The sequence below is a fragment of the Kitasatospora sp. NPDC001175 genome, assembly GCF_053598215.1.
On record NZ_JBSFJU010000004.1, the window covers coordinates 39,482 to 62,111 of the forward strand.

General features: G+C 71.8%; 21 protein-coding genes and 1 pseudogene. 20 read left to right on the forward strand and 2 right to left on the reverse strand.

The genetic code is table 11. The annotated features are described in order from the left end of the window. Position 1: 1 nt before the first annotated feature. The 18 genes from ACWDAK_RS04560 to ACWDAK_RS04645 all read left to right on the forward strand — a co-directional run bounded on the left by ACWDAK_RS04560 (position 2) and on the right by ACWDAK_RS04645 (position 18,228). Positions 2–1,141 (forward strand): phosphotransferase family protein, encoded by a 1,140-nt coding sequence (locus ACWDAK_RS04560; RefSeq protein WP_427393078.1) that lies wholly within the window; start codon positions 2–4, stop codon positions 1,139–1,141. Beyond that, a complete protein-coding gene (locus tag ACWDAK_RS04565; protein ID WP_344634471.1) occupies positions 1,141–2,478 on the forward strand; it encodes a glycosyltransferase in 1,338 nt (445 codons plus the stop codon). Before ACWDAK_RS04560 ends, ACWDAK_RS04565 begins: the two co-directional genes overlap by 1 nt. A 77-nt stretch (positions 2,479–2,555) precedes the next feature. After that, positions 2,556–3,869, forward strand: coding sequence for a glycosyltransferase (locus tag ACWDAK_RS04570; protein WP_344634470.1), 1,314 nt, complete (start codon positions 2,556–2,558; stop codon positions 3,867–3,869). 59 nt (positions 3,870–3,928) lie between these two features. Next, the gene (locus ACWDAK_RS04575) at positions 3,929–4,213 is read left to right on the forward strand and encodes an acyl carrier protein (protein ID WP_344634469.1); all 285 of its coding nucleotides are present in this window, start codon (positions 3,929–3,931) and stop codon (positions 4,211–4,213) included. Then, positions 4,210–5,262, forward strand: a complete 1,053-nt coding sequence (locus tag ACWDAK_RS04580; RefSeq protein ID WP_427393079.1) for a cysteine peptidase family C39 domain-containing protein — start codon at positions 4,210–4,212, stop codon at positions 5,260–5,262. The genes ACWDAK_RS04575 and ACWDAK_RS04580 overlap by 4 nt, the downstream gene beginning before the upstream one ends. Next, positions 5,250–5,861, forward strand: coding sequence for a hypothetical protein (locus ACWDAK_RS04585; protein WP_344634467.1), 612 nt, complete (start codon positions 5,250–5,252; stop codon positions 5,859–5,861). Before ACWDAK_RS04580 ends, ACWDAK_RS04585 begins: the two co-directional genes overlap by 13 nt. Continuing rightward, positions 5,858–7,324 (forward strand): glycogen synthase, encoded by a 1,467-nt coding sequence (locus tag ACWDAK_RS04590; RefSeq protein ID WP_344634466.1) that lies wholly within the window; start codon positions 5,858–5,860, stop codon positions 7,322–7,324. The genes ACWDAK_RS04585 and ACWDAK_RS04590 overlap by 4 nt, the downstream gene beginning before the upstream one ends. Next, the gene (locus ACWDAK_RS04595) at positions 7,321–8,448 is read left to right on the forward strand and encodes a hypothetical protein (protein WP_344634465.1); all 1,128 of its coding nucleotides are present in this window, start codon (positions 7,321–7,323) and stop codon (positions 8,446–8,448) included. The genes ACWDAK_RS04590 and ACWDAK_RS04595 overlap by 4 nt, the downstream gene beginning before the upstream one ends. Then, the gene (locus ACWDAK_RS04600) at positions 8,441–9,232 is read left to right on the forward strand and encodes an SDR family NAD(P)-dependent oxidoreductase (protein WP_344634464.1); all 792 of its coding nucleotides are present in this window, start codon (positions 8,441–8,443) and stop codon (positions 9,230–9,232) included. The genes ACWDAK_RS04595 and ACWDAK_RS04600 overlap by 8 nt, the downstream gene beginning before the upstream one ends. After that, a complete protein-coding gene (locus ACWDAK_RS04605; protein ID WP_344634463.1) occupies positions 9,229–10,104 on the forward strand; it encodes a sugar phosphate isomerase/epimerase family protein in 876 nt (291 codons plus the stop codon). Before ACWDAK_RS04600 ends, ACWDAK_RS04605 begins: the two co-directional genes overlap by 4 nt. Continuing rightward, entirely contained in the window at positions 10,101–11,690 is a 1,590-nt protein-coding gene (locus tag ACWDAK_RS04610) for a GMC family oxidoreductase (RefSeq protein ID WP_344634462.1), read from the forward strand. The genes ACWDAK_RS04605 and ACWDAK_RS04610 overlap by 4 nt, the downstream gene beginning before the upstream one ends. Then, positions 11,687–12,826, forward strand: a complete 1,140-nt coding sequence (locus ACWDAK_RS04615) for an NAD-dependent epimerase/dehydratase family protein (protein ID WP_344634461.1) — start codon at positions 11,687–11,689, stop codon at positions 12,824–12,826. Before ACWDAK_RS04610 ends, ACWDAK_RS04615 begins: the two co-directional genes overlap by 4 nt. Continuing rightward, complete coding sequence (locus tag ACWDAK_RS04620) at positions 12,823–13,482, forward strand: D-sedoheptulose-7-phosphate isomerase (protein WP_344634460.1); 660 nt, start codon at positions 12,823–12,825, stop codon at positions 13,480–13,482. Before ACWDAK_RS04615 ends, ACWDAK_RS04620 begins: the two co-directional genes overlap by 4 nt. After that, a complete protein-coding gene (locus tag ACWDAK_RS04625) occupies positions 13,479–14,078 on the forward strand; it encodes a D-glycero-alpha-D-manno-heptose-1,7-bisphosphate 7-phosphatase (RefSeq protein WP_344634459.1) in 600 nt (199 codons plus the stop codon). The genes ACWDAK_RS04620 and ACWDAK_RS04625 overlap by 4 nt, the downstream gene beginning before the upstream one ends. Before the next feature lies 1 nt (position 14,079). Continuing rightward, positions 14,080–15,528 carry a class I adenylate-forming enzyme family protein gene (locus ACWDAK_RS04630; RefSeq protein ID WP_344634458.1) on the forward strand — a complete coding sequence of 483 codons (1,449 nt, stop codon included), beginning with the start codon at positions 14,080–14,082 and terminating at the stop codon, positions 15,526–15,528. After that, positions 15,525–16,616 (forward strand): galactose-1-phosphate uridylyltransferase, encoded by a 1,092-nt coding sequence (galT, locus tag ACWDAK_RS04635; protein WP_427393080.1) that lies wholly within the window; start codon positions 15,525–15,527, stop codon positions 16,614–16,616. The genes ACWDAK_RS04630 and galT overlap by 4 nt, the downstream gene beginning before the upstream one ends. Before the next feature lie 122 nt (positions 16,617–16,738). Continuing rightward, positions 16,739–17,653: a GHMP family kinase ATP-binding protein gene (locus ACWDAK_RS04640; RefSeq protein ID WP_344634456.1), complete on the forward strand. Its 915-nt coding sequence runs from the start codon at positions 16,739–16,741 to the stop codon at positions 17,651–17,653. A gap of 14 nt (positions 17,654–17,667) precedes the next feature. Beyond that, entirely contained in the window at positions 17,668–18,228 is a 561-nt protein-coding gene (locus ACWDAK_RS04645) for a chorismate pyruvate-lyase family protein (protein ID WP_344634455.1), read from the forward strand. Here ACWDAK_RS04645 and ACWDAK_RS04650 read toward each other — a convergent pair. After that, on the reverse strand, positions 18,159–19,193 hold the full coding sequence (locus ACWDAK_RS04650; protein WP_427393081.1) for a helix-turn-helix domain-containing protein: 1,035 nt from the start codon (positions 19,191–19,193) through the stop codon (positions 18,159–18,161). The genes ACWDAK_RS04645 and ACWDAK_RS04650 overlap by 70 nt on opposite strands. Before the next feature lie 229 nt (positions 19,194–19,422). Here ACWDAK_RS04650 and ACWDAK_RS04655 point away from each other — a divergent pair. Next, positions 19,423–19,828 (forward strand): annotated as a pseudogene (locus ACWDAK_RS04655) (transposase); the annotation flags it as partial. A 1-nt stretch (position 19,829) separates the two neighbouring features. Here ACWDAK_RS04655 and ACWDAK_RS04660 read toward each other — a convergent pair. Continuing rightward, positions 19,830–20,750, reverse strand: coding sequence for a hypothetical protein (locus ACWDAK_RS04660; RefSeq protein WP_427393082.1), 921 nt, complete (start codon positions 20,748–20,750; stop codon positions 19,830–19,832). A gap of 585 nt (positions 20,751–21,335) precedes the next feature. On the opposite strand from ACWDAK_RS04660, the gene ACWDAK_RS04665 reads away from it, so the two are divergent. After that, positions 21,336–22,544, forward strand: coding sequence for a sedoheptulose 7-phosphate cyclase (locus tag ACWDAK_RS04665; protein ID WP_427393083.1), 1,209 nt, complete (start codon positions 21,336–21,338; stop codon positions 22,542–22,544). The last annotated feature ends 86 nt before the right edge of the window (positions 22,545–22,630 follow it).

Here is a 22,630-nt window from a genome sequence, read left to right on the forward strand (position 1 = left end):
CATGAACGATCGCCGGCTTCCGTCTCCCGAAGAGGTGGGGGGCGCTCTCGCGGAGCATCTCCGGCAGCTCGGGCCCAGCGGGCAGTGGCAGCACGGGCGCACGGTGAAGGTCCTCTCGACGGAGGACCTCTCCCCGGGGCTCGGGCAGGCCACCGTGCTGCGGGTGTCCGCAGACCTCGGAGACGGCGGCCCGGCCTCGTGGATCGCCAAGCTCCCGGCCGGGGGTAACCAGTCGCTGCTGGAACTGAGCGACCCGGCGCTCACCGAGCGGGAGACCCGGTTCTTCGGCAGCCCGCTGCGCGGGATCCTCCCGGACGGGCTCGCCACGGCGCCCGACGCCGGAGCGCTGCGGCACGGCGGCAGCGAGTGGATCTTCATGCGGGACATCGGGGAGGCGATGGACCGGCGCTGGACAGTGGCGGACGCGCACCTCGTGGCCGCCCGGTTGGCCCGGTTGCACGCTCCGGTGACCGCCGACCCCGGCGTGCTGGCGACCCCCTGGTTGGAGCGGAACGGGTACGCGGGTTACGCGCACCACGTACCGGCCGGACACGAGAACCTCGAACTGCTCGGTCAGGACGAGCGGCTGGCCGGGCTGTTCTCACCGGAGCAGGTCCGGCGGCTGCACGGCTGTCTGGCCGCCCTCGGCCGGCTCACGGCCGTCGCCGACGGGCTGACCCCGACGCTGCTCCACGGAGATCTGCACCTGCGGAATCTCGGCCTCACCGCTGACCGGACCCTGGTGCTGATCGACTGGGAACACGTCGGGGTCGGACCGGTCGGCGTCGACCTGGCCACCTTCGTCTCGCTCTACCGCCTCTTCGGCGGCGAGGGAGAACCGGACGAGCGGGCGCTCCTCGCGGAGTACGGCACGGCCCTGAGCGAGATCGCGGGCCGCGACCTGCGCCGGGACGCGGAGCTGGGATTCGCCGTCTGCCACCTGACCTGGGGACTCCACCTACGTCTCGGGCCCGGCCTGACCGCCGTCCGCCAGGGGGTGTTCGACGGCTCCGCGGACGCGCTGTCGGCACACCTGGAGGACGTCCGGTCGGGAGCTCTGCGGGCGCTGTTCTGGGCGACCGAACTGGGCATCGGGGAAGCGGGCACCGGCGAGCTTCGCACCGGGAAGGAGGACAGCTGATGGGCCGCCGGTTCCTGATGTTCCCGTGGCATGTCGGTGCCGGGCACACCGGGCGATGCCTGGCGCTGGCAGGGCTGCTCGGCGCGGCCGGTCACGAGGTGCTCTTCGCCGCCGATCCGGTCGGCGACATGGTGCGCGCGGCCGGACTGCCGGTCCTCGGCGGGGCGCCCGCGATCCGCCGGTCCGGGCTTCGCGGCCGCGGCTATCTCGCGGTCACCGGACCGGACAACGCCTATGCCAGCGTGGGTTATTACCACCCTGCCCGGGTACGCGAGCACGTCGAGCGCGACCGGGAGCTGATCCGTCGCGTCGCGCCCGATGTGGTGGTCACCCACATGCAGCCGACCGCGGTGCTGGCGGCTCGGAGCGAGGGGGTGCCGGTGGTGTCCGTCGCCGACGCGGACTTCTTCGTGACCGGTACCCACGGCTGGATGCCCTGGATGGTGTCCGGGAGTGGCGGACCGAGACTGTCGCCCTTCCCCGCGAGTCTGCCCGCCTTCCGACAGGTGGCGCGGGAACTCGGGGTCCCGGCGCCGGAGGAGACCAGCGACCTGCTGGTGGGAGACCTGGCACTGATCGCAAGCATCCCGGACGTCGAGCGGCCCGCCGACCGCTACGCGACCGACCCGAGGGTCCATCACGTCGGCCCCCTGATCTGGGATCCGGACGGGGGTGGGGAGTTGGGCCACCGGCTGGCCGCGTTCGACACCGAGGACCGGACCCGGGTCTACGCCTCGGTGGGCGGCGGCGCGGTAGCCGCAGCCGGCCTGGCCACGGCCGCCGTGACGGCCGCGGGCCGGGAACCATGGGCGCTGCTCCTCGCCACCGGCCTGGCCGCACCACCCTCCTCGGTGCCGGCGGGCGCACGGGTGCTGCCGCACTCCTTCGGCGGGCTGAACGCGGCGGCGGCCTGGGCCGACGTGGTGGTGTGCCACGGAGGCCACAGCACCATCCTGGCCGGGCTGCTGGCCGGCAAGCCGGTCCTGGTGATCCCCGCCATGTCGGAGAACGAGGGCAACGGCCGGTACATGGTGGAGAGCACCGGCACCGGGCTCTGCCTCCTGAAGACGGAGGCCGGCGCCGCGCCCGCGTCCGTCGACACCGCCGCCCCGGCCGGCGGCGCCGAATCCGCGCCGATCGTGACCCGGTGGTCCGCCCCGGGCGTCGGGACCCGCGCGGAGCTGGACGGTGAGCTGCTGGCCGCAGCCGTGACCGAGCTGCACTCCGTCCCCTCCTACCGGGCCCGGGCCGAGGCCCTGGGCCTGCGCCTTCGGGCCGCCGCCGGCGAGGCTCCCGGACGCATCCTCGGTCTGCTGGACACGGCCGGGCTGCTGTAGGCCCTGTCCGGCCCGGCCGGCAGCCCTGCCCCGCTCCACTTCATTCCACAACTCGCCCCGACCACGGGAAAGTTCTGATGACACCTGCCACGCGTACCTTCCTCTTCAGCCCATGGAGTCACGGCGTCGGCTTCGGCTACATCGGCCGAGCCCTGACGGTCGCCACCGAACTGCGCGAAGCCGGGCACCGCTGCCTGTTCGCCTGCGACACAGCCGAGGGCATCGTCGCCCGATCCGGTTTCGAGGTGGTCGGTGCCCCCAGCGGGCACAACCGCGCGGTACCGGACATGGGCCGGCGCCAGGGCCAGTACATATCCATCGACACCCTGGACACCGCCTTCGCGATCGCCGGGTACTACCACGCGGACCGGGTCAGGGCGGATGTCCTCACCGACGTGGCGACCATCAGGGACTGTGCGCCCGATGCCGTCGTGGTGGACATGCAGCCCACCGCGGCGCTGGCGGCACGGCATCTGGGCGTGCCGGTGATCTCGGTCGGCGACTCGGACTTCTACCGCCCGACGGCCAACAGCTGGATGCCCTGGCTGCCGGACGAGGACATGGTCAGCCCGTATCCCTCGTGCGTGCCCGCCTTCAACACGGTCGCGGCCGAGCTGGCGGTCGACCCCGTCGACCACGTCACCGAACTGCTGATCGGGGACCTGACCCTGGTAGCCAGTGTGCCCGAGCTGGAGGCGGACCAGGAGCCCCTGCCCTGGCGCGAGGACATGCACTTCGTCGGGCCGATCTTCTGGGATCCGCCGTGGTCCACCGTGGCACAGACGCTGGCCGGACACGGTCGCGACCGCACCCGCATCTACATCACCCTCGGGCACGGCGGCAAGGCCACCGGCGATCAGCTCCAGCCGATCCTCGACATGTGCGCGGAGCTGGACTGCGCGGCCTTCGTGTCCCTGGGCTTCCGCCCCGACGACGCGCTTCCCACCCTGCCGCCGAACGTCCTGGCAGGCGGGTTCACCGGGATCTCCGAGCCGATCCGATGGGCCGACCTGGTGATCAACCATGGTGGCTACTCCACCGTTCTGACCAGCCTGATGCACGGAAAACCGCAGATCATCCTGCCGTTCATGTCCGAGCAGGAGGCCAACGGAGTGCTCTTCGCCGAAGCCCACAAGGCGGGCTTCGTCCTGCGCCGCACCTCCCGTTCGGACGGTGGGCCGCGCCACTTCACCCACCGGCTGCGCTACTCCGGCGAGTCCACCGATGGCTGGTGCACCGCCGAGGAGTGGCGGCTGGCCGTTGAGGAGGTGCTCTCGGACAGCTCGTTCGCCGCAGGTGCGGCCCGGATCTCCGGTGCGATCCGCGAGGTCACCGAGGCCCGGGCACTGACCCGGACGATCACGGCCTTCCTCGACCGCCGCAACGGCTGACGCCCACCCACCACTCCCATCCGCCCGGCCCCCTGTCAGGCCCCCCACCTTGGAGAATCATGTCCGGCCAGGAAGTCTTCGAGCAGATCCGCGAACTCATCGTCGCGGTCAAGAGCACCACCGCCCCCGTCTCCGCAGCGGAGATCACCGAGGACTCCGTCTTCGAGCAGCCGCCGTTGGCCATGGACTCGCTCGACTTCGCACATCTCGTCGTCAGCATCGAGGAGACCTTCGGGCTCATCGCCTACGACAGCGACTTCCTCAGCCTCAAGACCGTCCGCGACGCGGTGCAGCTGGTCCAGGACCGGTCGTCCCGGCCCGACGCCCGAGGGCACTTCGCGTGACCACACCGAAGACGGACATCGACTCGGCGCCGCAGGCGGCGGTGCCCGGGGCGGCCTTCACGGACGCGAGCTGCTACCACGCGACCCTCGGAACCCTGCTGCTGGAGCACGACGGCCGGGCCGAACCGACGACCGTGCTCGGCAACACCGCCGCGACCCGCGCGCGACGGACCCAGGACGGCCCCGTCTTCGGCGACCTGGTCCCGGCGCTGATCGATTCGATGGCCGCCCGTGGTCACCGGGTCGTGCGCGGCCGGCTCGCCGACGAGGACGGGTGGGGCGGCCTGACGGCGGCGCTCCACGCCGGCGACCCGTTGGTCGTCGTCGTGGACACCTTCCACCTGGACCACTACTGGCTGGACCGGGGGCGGGTGCACGCCCTGCACGCGCTGACCCTGCGCCAGTTCAACCCGGCCGACGGCACGGTGCGACTGACCGACGCGGTCGACGTGACCTTCGTCGACAACCGGGTGCCGCTGGCCGATCTGGAACCCGCGCTGCTCGGCTCGGACATCGGCCAGGGCTGGCTCGAGGTGGCGGACTGGGGGCCGGTCGCCGGCACCGTCGGGGTCGGCTCGCCAAAGGAGCTTCAGGTCCATGCGGCCGCCCTCTCGGGGTGCGGCGGCGAGGAGCTCAGCGGCGTCGAGCTGGCCGCGTACCTGAGTGACTCGCTGGACCGGCTCTTCGAACTCACACCACGGTTGGCCCGGCCCGACGCACGTGGTGGGGCGGACGACGAGCGCCGGAGGGTGACCCGGCTGATGCGGGGCATGTGGAACTACCACCACACGCTGCGCTGGTTCGCCAGGTACCTGCTGGCCCTCCCGGCTGCCGACGACACGCGGCCGACAGCCGCCGCCGTCGAACGCGCCTCACAGGACTGGCTGGCGGCCCGCTCCATGCTGCTGCACTCGGGCCTGGCGAGCCCGGCCCGCACCGCGCGCTACCGGGACGAGGTCGCCCGGCGGCTCGGGCGGGTCGCCGGTGATCTCCAGGCGGCCGGCGAGCTGCTCGGGGGAGGACCGGAGGTTCCGGCATGGGAAGGCTGAGCCGCGCGTCCGTCCTGCGGGCGCTGGATCTGAGGGACCACCGGAACAACGCCGGGTGCGCCCTTCCGGGCGCCGCCGCCGGGACCGGCCTGGACGGCCTGGGCCGTTCCTTCCCCGCGGAGGAACTGCGCCATCTCGAGGACCTGATGGGCGGGCTTCCTCCGCGCTGGGGGCTCGGCGCGCCCGACAACGTCGAGTGCGTGGGCCAGCGGATCGACCTCCCGGAGCCCCTGCGGGTGCGCTCCCTCGGGGTCCTGGGCGCGTGCACGGGCGGCTCCTACCGGGACGAGCTGCTGCTGGAGAGCGGCACCCCGGGGATCGCCCGGCGTCCGGTGGGGCTGGGGCTGACCGACTTCCTGGCCGCCACCCCGGCGAACGGCGAGAGCTGCGTGGCAGCCTGCTCCTTCCTGCGGGAGAACGGCCGCGACGTCCAAGGGCCGGTCCCGCGGCTGTGGCGCCGGGAGGTCGAGCTCGAACCGCCCCACGACACCGTGGCCGTGTGGCTGCCGGTCAATCCCGACATACACGTGTTCGGCATCTGGGTGCATGCCGAGCCGGTGGACCGTGACCACGCCGAGGACGGGGAGGAGAGCCCGTGAGGTGCTTGTACATCACCCAGGAGTACGCCCCACTGTTCACCGAGGGCGGGCTGGGTCTCACCAGCCGCGCGCTCCCGGCGGCTCTGCAGTCGGAGCGCGGCATCCGGCACGATCTGGTGCTGCCCTACTACCCGTGGCTGGTCGAGCGGAGCGGTCACCGGGTGGAGGAGGTCTGCCGGCTGCCGGCCCGCTCCGTCGCCGGGGTGAGGGCCGAGGCGACGGTGGTGCGCCTGCTCGACCACGGGGGCCCCTGTGAGGTCTACCTGGTCCGGGCGGACCGCTGGTACGCGCGCGGCGGCCTCTACCGCGACGAGTCGTACGTCGAGTTCCCCGACGCGGTCGAACGGGCGGCGTTCTTCGGCTGGTGCGTGGCGGAGTGGGTGCGCCGTACGGGCATCCGCTACGACCTCGTCCACGCCAACGACTGGCAGTCGGGGGCGGCGCTCGCCCACCTGGCCGCGGCCCGGCGGGACGGGCAGCGGCCCAGGCTGCTGATGAACATTCACAGTGCGGTCTACCAGGGTGCGCTGACGGGCCCGCCGGACGAGCTCGGCCTGCCCGAGGAGGCGGTGGCCACACTCCTCCGGGCACCCGGCGAGGCGAGTCTGCTGCTGCTCGGGCTGCTCTCAGCGGACGCCGCGGTCACCTGCAGCCCCGCCTACGCGGCCGGACTGGCAGGTGAGTTCGACGGCACCGCCGTCGGTAGGGCGCTGGCCGACCTGTCACTCAGCGGGATCGTCTCCGGAGTCGACCCCGGCGTCTGGCACCCCGGAGCGGCCGGCCGCCCGACCCAGCCCTTCGACCCCGCGGACCCCGAGTCCGTCGAGGCGGGGAAGCAGCTGAACAAGCTGAGGCTGCAACACCGGCTCGGGCTACGGGAGGACGACGGCATCCCGGTGCTCGGTGTCTGCTCCCGGCTGGTCGCCGAGAAGGGCACCGACCTGCTGCTCGACGGGCTCCGGCCGCTCCTGAGGGCAGGACGGGCACAACTGGTCCTGGTCGGACCGGCCGTGGCCGAGCTGCGCGGGGCATGTGACGAACTGGTCGACGAGCTCCCCGGCGCGGTGGCCTGCCTGCCGCGGTTCGACCAGGAGGTCGCCTGGCTGGTGTACGCGGGCTCCGACTTCACCGTCATGCCCTCGCGCGCGGAGCCGTGCGGCCTCAACCAGCTGATCGCCATGGCCTACGGCACCCTGCCGGTGGTCACCCGGGTGGGCGGCCTGGCCGACACCGTCACGGACATCCGGACGGCACCGGCGGACGGCACCGGCTTCTTCATCCCCGAGCAGACCGCCGAAGCCGTTCGGCAGACCGTCATGGAGGCCCTTGACTGGCTGCGCGCCGATCCGGATGCGGTGGCAGCCGCTCGTGGCCGGGCCCTCGCCCAGGACTGGTCCTGGTCGCGTACTGCGGCCGAATTCTCCTCGCTCTACTCCCAGCTGACCGAAGGATCCACAGGATGACCCCGCGTACCGCGATCGTCACCACGACGATCAACATCCCCTACCTGCTCAAGGACTACCTGGCCCAGTTCGCGGCGTCCGGCCGTACCGACCTCGACCTGGTGATCGTCGGCGACCGGAAGAGTCCGCCGGAGACCCGGGGCTGGCTGGAGGGCCTCGACTGGGGAGGCAACAGCTGGACCTACCTCGACGTCGACGACCAGGAGAAGTGGAACGCCCGGGTTCCCGCGCTGGGCTCGCTGCTGCCGTGGAACTCCATCCAGCGGCGCAACCTCGGCTATCTGCACGCCGCCGAGCAGGGCGCCGAGGTGATCATCAGCATCGACGACGACAACCACGTCACGGAGGACGACTTCCTGGCCGGCCACTCCATCGTCGGCACCACTGCTGAGGTGGACTGCGTGCGGACGGAGGGAGGCTGGGCCAACGTCTGCAACCTGCTGCGGACCGACTCACACCGGATCGTGCCGCGAGGCTGGCCGCAGAGCCTGCGGCAACAGGAGGACACCTGGACGACCGTCCGGCGCACCGGCCGCGTCGTCGTCAACGCGGGACTGTGGCTGGGCGAACCCGACGTGGACGCCGTCAGCCGGCTCGTGACCCCGGCCGAGGTGATCGGACTGGCCGGCGACGCCAAGCTCCCGCTGGGCCTGGACACCGGGACGTGGTGCCCGTTCAACTCGCAGAACACCGCCTTCCACCGCGACCTGCTGGCGTCCATGTACCTGGTCGTCATGGGCCCCCGCTACCGAGGCGTGCGCATCGACCGGTACGACGACATTTGGATGTCCTACGCCACCCGGGCGATCGCCGACCACCTCGGCGACCTGGTCACCTTCGGCCGCCCCCTGGTACGGCAGGACCGGAATCCGCACGACCACCTGCAGGACCTGTGGGGGGAGTTGCCCGGCATGGTGCTCACCGAACGGCTGGTGGACGCCCTGCGCGGTATCAGGTTCACCGGCTCCAGCTACCTGGACTGCTACCGAGAGCTGGTCGACGCGCTCCGCTCCGCCTTCACCTCGGACGCGACCCCGGCGGAGGACCGCCGGTTCTGGGACGAGGTGCTCACCGGCATGTCGACCTGGACCGACATCTGCGAGGAGGTGGTCCTCGGTGGCTGACACCCAGCGCTTCGCCGACCGGGTGGCCCTGGTGACCGGCGCCGCGTCCGGAATCGGTGAGACCACCGCCAGGATGTTCGCCGCCGAGGGCGCGGCGGTCGTCCTTCTGGACATCCAGAAGGAGCAGACGCTCCGGGTGGAGCAGGAGATTCGGGCCTCGGGCGGTCGCGCGCTCGCGGTGCCCGGGGATGTCCGCAACGCCGACGACTGCCGGGAGGCCGTGGACGCGGCCGTCGCCACGTACGGCGGCTTGGACATCGCGTTCTGCAACGCGGGCATCTTCGAACGCGGCAACGTCGTCGACCAGACCATGGAGGAGTGGGACGTCCAGATCGACACCCTGCTCAAGGGGACGTTCCTCACCTGCAAGTACGCCGTCCCGGCGATGCGGGCGCGCGGCGGCGGCTCCATCGTCCTGAGCGGGTCCAACTGTGCGCACATCGGGTGCGCCGGCCGGTTCGCGTACACCGCCGCCAAGGCGGCCATGCCGGTGCTCGCGAAGCAGCTCTCCAACGATTGGTTCCACGGCGCCAACATCCGGACCAACTGCGTCTCGCCCGGGCAGGTGCTGACCGGTATGACGACCCGTACCTGGCAGCAGGAGACCGGTGCCGCCGAGGACACCCCGGTCCCGGACGCGGTCGCCGAACGCTGGCAGCGGCCGGAGGAGATCGCCACCACGGTGCTCTTCCTGGCGAGTGACGAGGCGCGGGACATCACCGGCGTCACCATTCCGGTGTCCCGGACCGCGCTGCTCCGAGTGGCCGGGATGCGGTCGCGATGAGTGCCACCACACCGCCGACGCTGCTGTGGCGGATGACGCCGCACGCGTACGCGTGGCGGCCCGCCGACGGGCGCACCGCGGAGGACGGTATCCCCGGCATCCTGCTACGGGGCATCGCGGACGCGGTTCACGGCGGTTACGACGGACTGGAGGCGAGCCTGAGCTGGGTCGGCGGTTCGCCGCAGGCCGCCGCCGCTGCCCGGCGCAGCCTCGAAGGGTGGGAGCTGGGCCTGGACTGCCTGTTCGTCCAGGTCAGCACCGGCATCCCGGACGAGGCCCTCGGTCTACTGGTCGAACAGGCGGTCCAGGCCGTGCCGCTCGGCTACCGGTTCCTCAACGTGGTGACCGTTCCCCCGGCCGCCGAGCGCCGTCGCTACCCCGCCGGTTACGACGGCGCGCCCGTCGCGATCGCGCGAGTCCTCGTCGAACTCGCGCGACGCCTGGAACCGCACGGCCTGGCGGTCTGCTGGCACCCGCACGAGACCGCACTGCAGGGCGGCGCGCGTTTGGCCGAGGAGACCGTCGAACGGTCCCTCGGCGCACCCGTGCGGCTCTGCCTGGATCTCGGCTGCGTGGTGCGGGCCGGGGAGGACCCGGTGGACCTGCTGCGGCGGTTCGGGCCGGTGGTGCGCACCCTGCACGTTCGGGACGTCGCACCGGACGGCCGCTGGTGCGAGAGCGTCGGCGAGGGGGTTCTCGACCTGCCCGCCGTCGCGAAGGCCCTGAGCGACCTGCCCGCGCTCGGAGCCTGCGCGGTCGAGATGAAGTACGACCGCGACACCAGGGTCACCCGGACGCTGCGGGAGAACGCCCGCCTCAGCGCCGAGGTCCTGCGCGGGATTGACGGCTGGCCGACGGGCGGTACCCGATGAGCACGGCGAACCCGGCACCGGCCTCCCACCACGACACCATCGTGGTGGGAGGCGGTGCGGCCGGCTGTGCGCTGGCCGCCCGGCTGAGCGCGGCGGGCGACCGGACGGTGCTGCTGATCGAGGCCGGGCCGGACGACGCCGAGCTGGCACGGGCGATGGCGGAACCGGGCAGGTTACCGCCCGGAGCGGACTGGCGGCTGACGGCCCGGGTGCCCGGCTGGCGGACCGAGTTTCCGCTCCCGAGAATCAGGGCGGTAGGCGGGACCTCCCTGCTCCAGGGCGGGGTCGCGCTGCGCGGCCTGCCCGCCGACTACGACCGCTGGGCGGAGCGGGCCGGGGCATCCTGGAGCCACCGGCGGCTGCTGCCCGTCCTCGCCCGGGTCGAGGCGGACCGGGACACCGGGTCGACCGGCGTACTGGGCATCCGGCGCAGCCTGGCCGTTGAACGGCAGCCGCTGCACGAGGCGTTCCTCGACGGCTGCGGCGAACTCGGCGTGCCGTACTGCCCCGATCTCAACGCCCAGACCGCAACCGGCGTCGGCCTCGTCCCCCAGGCCCGCAGGGGGACCGTGAAGGAGACCGCCCGGCGCGCGTACCTCGACCCGGCACGCGCCCGACCGGGCCTGACCCTGCTCGCCGGCACGAGGGCCACCCGGCTGCTGCTGCGCGGTGGGCGGGTCGAGGGCGTGGAGACGGTCAGCGCCGAACGAGGGTGCGAGCGGCACCTGGCCCGGCACGTGGTGCTCACCGCCGGGGCGGTGGCCTCCGCCATGCTTCTGCTGCGATCCGGCGTCGGGGAGCCCGCCGAGCTTCGGGCGGCCGGGCTTCCGGTCCTGGTGCCGCTTCCCGGTGTCGGCACCAGGCTGCGAGACCACCCGGCGGTCTGGACCAGCTTCGGCCTCCGTTCGGGCCACGGCCGGCCGGACCCACTCTGGTTCCAGGTGATGATGCGGCACACCGCCGAGGACGGCGACGGACTGCCCGACCTCGTCCTGGAGATGTACCACGACTTCCGGCTGCTCCCGGCGCCGGCCGCCCTGCAACGCGGAGTCCTGGTGGCCTCGTTGTCGGCACCACGCGGGACCGGCCGGATCCGGCTCGACCCGCGCGGCCCGGACGGAAACCCGCTGATCGAGTTCGACTACCCCGCAGCGGACCTGGCGGATCTCCACCGAGCCGTCACCTTCGGGCACCGGGTGCTGCGCACCACCGCTCTGCTACGGCTGGGCGCCCACGCGCCCCGCCTGGTGAGTGTCGCCGGGCACGGTGGCCGCTCGGACACCCTGTTGCCGCGCGCACTGCCGGTGGCGGGGGGCTCCGCCTCCCCCTACACGGTCGGCGTGCAGGACGTGGCCGGATCCGCAGTGACCGCCCACCACCTGCACGGCGGCTGCCCGATGGGGCCCGACCCCGACCGGGGCGACGTCGTGGACGAGCGATGCGAAGTCCACGGAGTCGAGGGCCTCCACGTCGGTGACACCAGCGTCATGCCGACTCCGTTGCGTGCCAACACCCATCTGCTCGCACTGTGCGTGGCCGAGCGACTGGGCGAGCTGTTCACCCGAGACCCGAGGGATTCGACATGAGGGTACTGATCACCGGTGGGGCCGGATTCATCGGCTCCCACACCGCAGACCGCCTCCTCGACGAGGGCCATCAGGTCAGAGTGCTTGACGCGCTGCTGCCTCCGGTCCACGCCGACCGACGGTTCCCGGAGCACCTCCTGGCCCGTGGCGTGGAGTGGATCGACGGCGATGTCCGGGACCGCTCCGCGTGGGAGACGGCTCTGGATGGCGTCGACGCGGTCTACCATCTGGCGGCCTATCAGGACTACCTGCCCGACTTCTCCACCTTCTTCACCACCAACACCGCGTCCACCGCGCTGCTCTACGAGGTCCTGGTGGCACGCGGCCAGCGGCCGCAGCGGGTGGTGGTGGCCTCCAGCCAGGCGGTGTACGGGGAGGGTGCCTACCGCTGCCTGGACTGCGGCGGGGACGAGGTGCTGCGTTTGCGCGCGCGGTCCGTGGAGCGGCTCGACCGCGGTGACTGGGAGCTGCGATGTCCACGGTGCGGAGCCGTGCCGGTGCCGGACTGGACCGACGAGAGCGAGGTCAGCCCGCACAACTCCTACGCCATCTCCAAGTACGGGCAGGAGTTGGCCGCCCTCGCACTCGGCGAGCGGTACGGCATTCCCACCGTTGCGCTGCGCTACTCGATCGTCCAGGGCAGCCGGCAGTCCTTCCGGAACGCCTACTCCGGCATCCTACGGATCTTCGCCCAGCGGGTCCTCAACGGGCAGCCGCCGGTCTGTTACGAGGACGGCAGCCAGCTTCGCGACTACGTCTCCGTTCACGACGTGGTCCGGGCCAACCGGTTGGTGCTCGAGGACGAGCGCGCGGTGGGCCAGGCCCTCAACGTCGGAGGCGGCCGCCGGGTGAGCATTCTCGACTACGCCCGGTTGGTCGGTGAGTGCGCCGGGGTCGAGGTGACGCCCGAGGTGCCCGGGGCCTACCGGGCGGGCGACACCCGGCACGTCCTCTCCGCGATCGGCCGCTTGGAGCAACTCGGCTGGCGCCCCGAGGTGCCGCTCCGGGATGTCATCCAGGAGTACCTCGACTGGGCGGTCGCCCAGCCCGACTTCATCGACGGGACCGCCGAGGCCGACCTCCGCATGCGGAGCCTCGGCACGGTCCGCCAGAGCACATCGGCCAGGACGTCATGACCACTGTCCCCGCACCGGCCCCCACGGGACCGGACCTCACCGACCCGGACCCGGCGGCCGCTGCCCGGGGGTACGTCGAGGCGCTCCGCCTCGCGCTCGCCGACCTCCCGGTCCCGGCGCTGCTTCCGGTACTGGGCCTGCTGGAACAGGCCTACCGCGCCCGCCGGACCATCTTCGTCTGCGGCAACGGCGGCAGCGCGGCCACCGCGTCCCACATGGCCGTCGACATCGTGAAGAACACCAGATTCCCGGGCGCGCCGCCGGTCCGGGCGGTGTCCCTGGTCGACCACGTGCCGGCGCTGACCGCCTGGGCCAACGACGAGGGCTACGAGACCGTGTTCAGCGGCCAGTTGGCGGGCCTGCTGGAGCCCGGGGACGTCGTGGTGGGCATCAGCACCAGCGGCAACTCGCCGAACGTGCTGCGCGCCCTGCGGTTCGCGCGCGAGTCGGGGGCGGTCACCGTCGGGCTGCTCGGCTCGCCGGGTGGGGCTGCCAGGGAGCTCTGCGACGCCTTCATCGCCGTTCCCGGCGGGAGCATCGAGCGCGAGGAGGACATCCATATGATGCTGGTGCACGTCATCACCAGACACCTGCGCTCGGTGGTGCGAGGGCGAGCTCAGCCGGTCTTGGCGGGCACAGTGGCCGGGACCCGGTGAGCGGCCGCCCGGCGGTGTTCCTGGACCGCGACGGAACCCTGACACTGCCCCGGCACTATCCGAGCCGGCCGGCGGACCTGGTCCTCCAGCCGGGGGTGCCGACGCTGCTGCGGGCGCTGCAGGCCCAGGGCCGCCTGCTCGTGGTGGTCACAAACCAGTCCGGCCTGGCCCGTGGTTACTTCGGCCAGGCCGACCTGGCGGCGATGCACGACCACCTGCGCGACCGACTGGCCGAGTCCGGGGTGCGGCTGGACGGGATCTACCACTGCCCGCACCATCCGGACGGCGTCGTCGGGCAGTTGGCGGTCCGGTGCGGCTGTCGCAAACCCGAACCCGGCATGCTGACCGCAGCGGCGGCGGATCTCCGCATCGATCTCCGGGCCTCCTGGATGGTCGGGGACGTCCTCGGCGATGTCGAGGCGGGCCGGCGGGCCGGCTGCCGTACCGCGCTGGTCGGCGGCTCGCTGCCGCCCACCGGCAGCACGGCCGAACCCGACGTCGTCGCACCGACGACGGCCGAGGCACTCCGGCACATCCTGGCGTCCGCCGGGCGTACCAGGTCCACCGGATCCGTCCAGCAGGGAGGTGTGCGCTGACATGGCCGCCGACTCAGCCCACGACCGCGTCGTGGACCTCGACAGCCTCATCGACGGCCTTCCCGACTCCGAGCAGCCGGCCGTCATCGTCCCCGGACGACGGGTCGTGTCCTACCGTGCCCTGCGCCAGATGGTCGCCGAGCGTTCGGTGCTGCTGGCCGACCGGATCGCTCCGGGAATGGTCGTCGGGGTGAGCGTGTCCGATCCTGCGGGGCTGCTGGCCTGGAGCATGGCCGCCCTGCGGCGCGGTCACGCCGTCTACCTCACACAGCCCGACCTGCCGGCGTCCGAGGCCGAGGGGATCGCGAGCCACGAACGGGCGGTCGCCCTGGTGGCGGACAGTCCCGCCGGCGCGACCGGTGAGCTGCGGATGCTGGCGGTGGCAGATCCGGTCCGGGACGCGCGGCCCGGTGTGCACTTCCACACCTCGGGGACCTCCGGAGTGCGCAAGGCCGCGATCCACGAGGCGCGGGCGCTGGCGGCGGAAGTCGCGGCTGTCCTGCGGAGGGTCGGTTACCGGCCCGGCGTGCGTGTACTGTGCGCGGCTCCGTTGCCGCACGCGTACGGCTTCGTCATGGGCGGCCTTGCCGTGCTGGCGGCCGGAGCCAGTGCGGTGGTCTCCCGGCCGCTGACCTGGCGTCAGTTCGGCGCCTGTCTGGCCCAGTGGTCGCCCGAGGCGGTGGTGGCGGTCCCCGCCCTGTACGACTTGTGGGCCGCGGGCGCGCCCGCCCCGTCGGCTGTGGAACCGCCACGGTTGTGCGTCAGCGCCGGCGCCCCGCTGGCGGCCGAGACGGCCGCTCGGTTCGCGGCGTCTTGGGGCAGGGCGATCTCGCAGCAGTACGGCTCCTCGGAGTGCGGGGCGGTCTCGATCGATCTGGACGCCTCCCCGGACGCGCGATGCGTCGGCGCCCCGTACCCGGGCGTGACGGTGACCGCCGGTACCGCCGATGCCCCGGCGGCTGTGGTCGTGCGCAGTGACCACGCGGCCTCCGGGTACGTCGGGGCCGCCCAACTCTCCCTTCCGGTGGACCCGTTCACCCGTGACGGGGTACTGACCGGCGACCTCGGCTGGCTCGACGGGCAGGGGCGGCTCCACCTGACCGGCCGGGTCACCGACGTGATCAACGTGCACGGCCGGAAGGCGGACCCTTACGAGATCGAAGCGGTGATCCGCCGCGCGGACGGTGTCGGGGAGGCGGCCGTGATCGGCGTGGACGCGGCCGGCGGTGACCAGTGGATCGCGGCGTTCGTGACGGCGTCGCGGGCCTCATCCGGTTCACTCTCCGAGGCCGGACTCTTCGAGCACTGCGCAAGGTCGCTCGCTCCCCACCAACTGCCGCGCCGCTTCATCGTGCTGGCGGAGATCCCGCGCACACCGACCGGAAAGCCCCGGCAGGCGGAGCTGATGGAGCTGGCCCGGACGGCGGCTCCGGGGGGAGGGCCGTCATGACCGCCACCCGGAGCAGCGACCGGCTCCCGGACGGGCGGGAGATCTACTACTACGGCGAGGCCCCGATCCTGGCCGACCCCTCGGACGGGCCGAGCGCGGGGCACTGGACTCCCGACCGCTCGGAGCTGCGCTGGGATCCGCTGATGGAGGAGTGGGTGATCGTCGCCCCGCACCGCCGTCGGCGGGCGGCGACCGGGGCGCTCTGCCCACTCTGCCCCACGCGTGGCGACGACCTGACGGAGATTCCGGCCGCCCGGTACGACGTCGCGGTCTTCGAGAACCGCTTCCCGGCCCTTTCCGGGCCCTGGACGGCGGACTTCGCTCCGGTCGGACCGCTGCCCAGATCCGCAGCGGCGGCCGGCCGTTGTGAGGTGATCAGCTACAGCAGCGAACACGACGTCACCCCGGCGCTGCTTCCGGCTGCTCGGCTGGTCACCGTGATCGAGGCGCTGGCGGACCGGACGGCCGAGCTGGGCGCGATGCCGGGCGTGCAGTACGTCTTCTGTTTCGAGAACCACGGAGCCGAGGTCGGGGCCACCGTCTCCCACGCGCACGGCCAGGTTTACGCCTACCCGTTCGTGCCGCCGCGGATCGCCCGGATGCGGGACGCGGCCCGCCACTCGGCGGCCCGGGGTGCCGGCTGCCTCTTCTGCGAGGTGCAGCGGCAGGAGGCCGCCGGCTCGCGGGTGGTGGAGCGCGGCGATCACTGGACGGCGTTCGTGCCGTACGCCGCGCGGTGGCCCTACGAGATCCACCTCTACCCTCGGCGCCACCTGCCGGATCTGGCCGCCCTGACCCCGGCCGAGCGGGCGGAGCTGGCGCAGCTCTACGGCTCGGTCCTGCGTCGGCTGGCCGGACTCCCGGGCGGGCCGTTGCCGTACATGGCGCTCTGGATCCAGGCGCCGGTCACGGAGGACCGCGAGGTCTTCCACCTCCATCTGCAGATCTTCACGGACCGCGCGGGTACCGGCGGACCGAAACGGCTGGCGGCGGGCGAGCTCGGTGCCGGCGTCTTTGTGAGCGAGGTGGACCCGGAGCGGGCCGCCGAGGAGCTTCGCGCGGTCCGGACATCAGCCGGACTCGAATGAGCCGGACTCGAAGAACGGAGAGAACCTTGTGGATCAGCAGTGCACCCCTCCGAATCTCCCTGGCGGGGGGCGGGACCGACCTGCCGGTGTACGCGCGCAGGTTCGGCGGCACCGTCGTCGGGGTGAGCACGAACCTACGGGTGACGGTCGTCGGCCGGCCCGGCGGTGCGGGCACGGAGGTCCGCGCCTGCCTGGACTCCTGCGCCGCCGTCCCGTCCGCTGACGGGCTGTCGAACCCGTTCGCGCGGGCGGCTCTGGGAAGGCACTGGGACGGTGGTCGAATCCAGCTCGCCTCGTTCGGTGACGTGCCGGGCGGGACGGGCATGGGCAGTTCGGCGGCCTTCTGTGTCGCCCTGATCGGCGGGCTGACCAGCGGTCCGACGGGGCGGCAAGGCGGGTTGCGGGGAACCGAACTGGCCGAAGCAGCCGCCGCGATCGAGATCGAGGCACTGCATCGGCCGGTGGGAAAGCAGGACCACTACCTCGCCGCGCTCGGCGGGTTCCGCCGACTGCGGTTCGAGCGGGACGGTACGGTCGGGGCGGAGCGCATCGAACCGGACCCCGCGGTCGTCCGCCACCTCGACGAGGAGCTGCTGCTGTTCTTCACGGGCATCACCCGGGACGCCGGGGCCGTCCTGGCGTCCCAGGGCGACAGCGTCCGGGTGGGGGACCGGGAGGTGGAGAACCGGCTGCACGAGATCAAGGAACTCACCGCGGTCGTCGGGGACGCACTGAGCACGGGCGACACGGGTCTGCTGGGGGCGGCGCTGGGGCGCCACTGGGAGATCAAGCAGACTCTCGGCTCCGGAGTGACCCTCCCGGCGGTCGACCGCGCGTACCGCGACGCCCTCGCCGCCGGGGCCACCGGGGGAAAGCTGATCGGCGCGGGCGGCGGGGGATTCCTACTGCTGCACGTGCCCACGGCCGCGCAGCCCACAGTCCGTACGGCCCTCGCCGCGCACGGTATGGACGAGCAGCCGTTCGGCCTGGACCGCTGGGGCCATCAACTCGTCCATGTCGGCGAGGTCGCTCGATGACTGAAAGTCAGAAGATGCTCGAGACAACGGAGATGATCGGATCGAGGCCGCCGGCGACGGACGGCTCGGTGACGAGGATGCTGCTGGCCTCGGACGGATCCACCACCCGGTTGCTGCAGGCGATCACCGGACAGCCGCTGGCGGTGCAGGTCGATGCACAGGGCGAGACCCGGGCTGCCGGGTTGCCGCCCGCCATCCGCGCGGTACTCGGACTCACCGACGACGGTGCGATCGTGGTCGAGCGGCGCTCTCGCCTGCTGACCCCGGAGCGACGGGTGGTCAGCATCAACCACGTGGTGCTCGACCCTGCCGCCGTCCGTACGCACGGGGCACCCGACCTCGCCGTTCCGATCGGAATCCGGCTGCGGGGCGATCGTGTCCCGCAGTTCAGGGAGCTGGTCGGCAGTGGTACCGGGACGTGGCTGCCCGATGGGGCGTCGACTCCCGCGGCCTGTGCGTTCAAGGCGTACCTCATCCACGACAGCAGCGGGGGGCTCATCTATGTTCACGAGTCCTTCAACCCCGGCGTTGTACCACCACCCAGGCTCGTGGGGCCAGGCAGCCAGCCCCGGTGAGCCGCGTGCAGGCCGGCCTGGAAGCGACTGGTGGCTTCCAGGCCCAGCATCAGGTCCGCGGCGATCCGCCGGGCGGTGCGCGGGCTGACGCCCAGCCGCTTGGCGATCGCGTCGTCCGTCATGCCCTCGCCCAGCAGGCGGAGAGCGGCGGACTCCTGGGGGGTGAGACCTCGGTGGTCCTGCACGGGACGGCGGGCGAACTCGGTCGCTGTGGACCAGAAGGCTTCGAACAGCGCGTGGAGCGCGGCCAGTGCGCCCTCGGCCCGCAGGACGACCGCTCCGCGCGAACTGTCCGCACTCTCCGTGGGGACCAGCGCGACCCGGCGGTCGAAGATCACCATCCGCACCGGGAGCGCGGCGACGGTGCGGACGTCGTTCCCGATCTCGGTGAGCCAGGTCAGATAGTCGGAGGTGGCCGGATTGTTGCGCGCACTGTCGAGGTAGATCGTGCGGACCTTGACCCCGCGGTCCCGCAGTTGCTCGTCCAGTGGCCGGGCCGCCGCGATACTCTCCGGCAGATGAGCCCCCTGGGGTGCGAAGGTCAGGACCTCCTCCTGGGCGTCGCGGGAGAGATCGGAGAGGAAATCCCGCACCTGGTCGAGCCCGCTGAGCTGCTCGACCGCCGGCTGGTCCACGCGCGGGCTGAGGATGGCGTATTCGGCTATCAGCTTGGCCGCAGCGGCTCGTTCCAGCGCCAGCCGGTGTTGCTGGGTGGCCAGTTCCGCCTCGCGGGCCAGCAGGAGAGAGCCGACTGCGGCCTCCGGCGGGAGCGGCCGGACTCCCGCGGGGCGGTCCCGGGCCGGGCGGAGCAGTCGTATCCGAACCAGTTGCTCGAGCGCCGTCGCCAGCTGATTTTGAGTCAACTTCGTTTCCTTGAGGATGAGTTCAAGATCATCGTGGGGTCGGGCAAGGATCGCCCGGTAGACCTCGTCCGCGATCGGATCCAAACCCAGAAGCTCACTCATGCGTATCCCCAGTCCGCCACTTCCGTCTCAGTGGACAGTCTTGCCGCTTGCTGAAAGGTATTGCAAGGGGGTTGCAAATGGGTAACGGCTGGATTAATCGGCCCAAGTGGCGCGAACCGCTGAGTGGCCGTCGCGGGGCAGGCTGCTTCGTGGCCGAAACAGGAAGCCTGGCCATGCCTCCCCGCGCCACGCGGTGACCGTGGCGTCGGCGGTGGAACCCGGTGGTCCGATGACGAGGTGTCATGGATTTGAAGAGGCTTGCCTGTTGCGCCGGGCGGGGGCGCCGGATGCGCGCCATGTCCGCGGCCTGCTCGGCCCGGTCTGCCGCAAGAACGGCCGGCGGCCGGCCGAATACGCCGGCCACGCCACCTCTGACGGGCTCCGGCACCTGCTCGCCGGTGCCCGCTGGGGCGCGGGCGAGATCCGCGACGAGCTTCAGGACTACGTCGCCGAACGCCTCGGCGAGGGCGACGGAGTCCTGATCGCCGACGGCACCGGCTCGGTCAGGAAGGGCGCCACCTCCGCGGGCGGGCAACGCCGGTACTCCGGTACCGCCGGCCGCATCCGAGGTCTGCCGGACCGGGGTCCTCGCGGCCTGCGCCTCCGCCCGCAGCGGGGCCCTGGTGGACCGGGAAGCTATCGACCGGTGGGTACGGGCTGAGCGTCCGGCGTCCGGCGGCCACGCCCGGCATCGGCGAACTCCAGGGCGAAGTCCAGCGTCATCCGCTTCTTCTGCTCCACCCCCACGTAGTGCCTGACGCGGACCTGGGCCTCGCCCGTGCCTTCCGGGCCGGAATCCCAGGAGACCGGAAAGCAGGCGGACGGCATGTTGTAATCCTGCTCCAAGGTGGCCGACCGCACCTTCTCCATCACGTAATTCCAGGCGAGCTGGCCAACCGAGAACGATGCGATCGGGTCGCGCTCCTCATCCAGGAAGTCCAGTGCCAGCCGGAATCCGGCTGAGAATTCCTCGCGGGTGTCGCCGGCGAGGACCATGAAGCCGATATTCCGGGCGACCGCCGACCGCATCGCCCCGGGTTCCCGGTCGTTCACGAATGTGGTGAAGCGGCCGTAGATCTCGGAGCCGCGGCGGTCCCCCAGCGTGCTGATCAGGTCGGGAGCGGCGGCGACGCGCACGTGGGAGACGAGGCCGAAGACGTCGGAGACGTCCCCGGTGAACAGCATGTCGACGTCGAACCAGACGACCGGTTCCCGGAACCAGGGGTGGAGGCAGGCCCTGAGGGCGTCGACGGAAGCGTGTGCCGGGCTCAGCAGGGTTGACCGCGACTGATCGAGCAGTTGCTGGACGGTCGGGTCCGCGCACTCGGCCACGATCCGGGAGGCCGGGACCGTCGCGAACCTGGGATCCATCCCGACGATCTCGCCGACCATCCGGGAGAAGACCCCGGCGCGTGGATCGTCCGGGTCGTACTCCGGGACGATCATGGTGACTCGGTCGAATCTCTGGGTCCGCAGTAGGGATATCATCGACGCGACCGCAAGATTGCAGTGCGTGAAGTCAAAATATGTGACGTAGTGAATTCTGCCAGTTCGCACGGCTGCACCTCGCAAATTCCCGAGATTGTCCAAAGGCTGATGCTAGTGCCGCCGGGCTGCGATCCGCAGGGTCATTCGCCTTCCTGTTTCGGCCATCCGGGTGGCCTGTCCTATTCAGGTCCAAATCGGTTGGAGGCACGGCGATGGCCCGGTCCTCCCGCCAGGGCTTCGGCGTGGTCGAGTGACGTCCGGTTCGTGACGGTCTGCCGGTCTGTCGACCCCGGGGGCGTGACAGGCGCGGTTTCCAAGATCATGGGGTCGCCGGGAGGGGCCGTCGTTCGCGTTCGCCGGGCGCCGGTCCGATCTCTCGAGCTTCGGACGGGCTCCCTCGCCGTGGTGTGCCGCGGGAACCCGGGGGAGGCCCGTATGGAGGGCTGGTGGGACCTGCGCCGGCCGGAGTCTCGGTCCGGGGCCGGCGTCGAGATCGTGCACCAAGGGCTCGAGGGGTGCAAGATCGCAAGTTCTTGCTGAACCTTTCCGAAGATCCTTGCCTGACTGTCGGTCACCTGTTTGAATCACCTCTCGTGTTCCTCCATTTGACGGGCAGTCCGATCTGGATGCCGACTGAGCCGAGGGGTCGTGGCGGTGCAGACAGCAGTTGCTGAACCCGGAGTCCGCAGCGACGGCGCGGGTTTCACGCTCGTTGCACCGGAGCGGACTTCGTACCGGGTCGACATCACGGACGGAGTGTTCGGGCCGGACAACCCGCTGCTGGCCGAGTACTGCGCGGGCCGTCGGGTGATCGCGTTCCTCGGCCCTACCGTCCACCGGCTGTTCGGGCAGCAGCTGCGCCACTACCTCGCTTCCCGGCTGGCGCCGGGAAGTTGGAGCATCGTGGTGATCGGAGGCGGTGAGGGGCGCAAGACGATGGCCTCGGTGGAGGAGATCTGCGCCCACGCCAAGTCCGCCGGGCTGGACCGGCACGGTGTGATGCTGGCCGTGGGCGGCGGGGTCACCTGTGATCTGGTGGGGTTCGCGGCGGCGATCTACTGCCGGGGTGTGCGCTACATCAAGGTCAACACCACCCTGGTCGGCCAGGTCGACGTCGGTGTCGGCATCAAGACCGGCGTCAACGCCCTCGGTACGAAGAACATGCTCGGGGCGTACCACCCCGCCCACGCCTCGATCAACGACCCGGCCCTTCTCCGCACCCTGCCTGATCGTCAGGTCAGGTGCGGCCTGGGCGAGATCGCCAAGATGGCGATCATCAAGGACGCGCGGCTCTTCCGTGTACTGGAGGAGTGCCCCGAGGTGTTCCGGCGACCCTGCCCCGCGCCGTCCTGGCTGCCCGCCGTCGCGGGCGGCGAGCGCGGGCTGGAGGACTATGTGCTGCGCACCGCGATGGCGCTGATGCTGGACGAGCTCTGTCCGAACCTCCGTGAGCACGACCTGGCCCGCCTGGTCGACTTCGGCCACACCTTCGGCCCGGTGATCGAGACGGCCAGTGACTACCGGATCGCGCACGGGGAGTCGGTGGCCATCGACATGGCCATCTCCAGTCAACTCGCCCAGGTGCTCGGCCTGATCGGCCCCGAGGACGCCGACCGGATCACCCGGCTCATCGTCGGCCTCGGTCTCCCGGTCCACGATCCGCGGACCTGCACGCCCGAACTGATGCAGCACGCACTGCGAGCCTCGTGGGAGCGGCGTGGCCGCAAGCTGCACTTGGTGGTGCCCAGCGGGATCGGCTCGGCCGTCTTCCTCGACGACCTGGCGGACGTTCCGGCCGTGGCACTCGAGCAGGCGCTGGACGTGCTGGCCGGTTTCCCCAGCGCGCTCGCCGTGGCCGGCTGATCAGTGCCGTTCGCCGACTGCCGCCCACGCCCGCACCACGCCTCGACAGGAGCCGCACCGAGATGAGTACCACCGAACCGACGCCG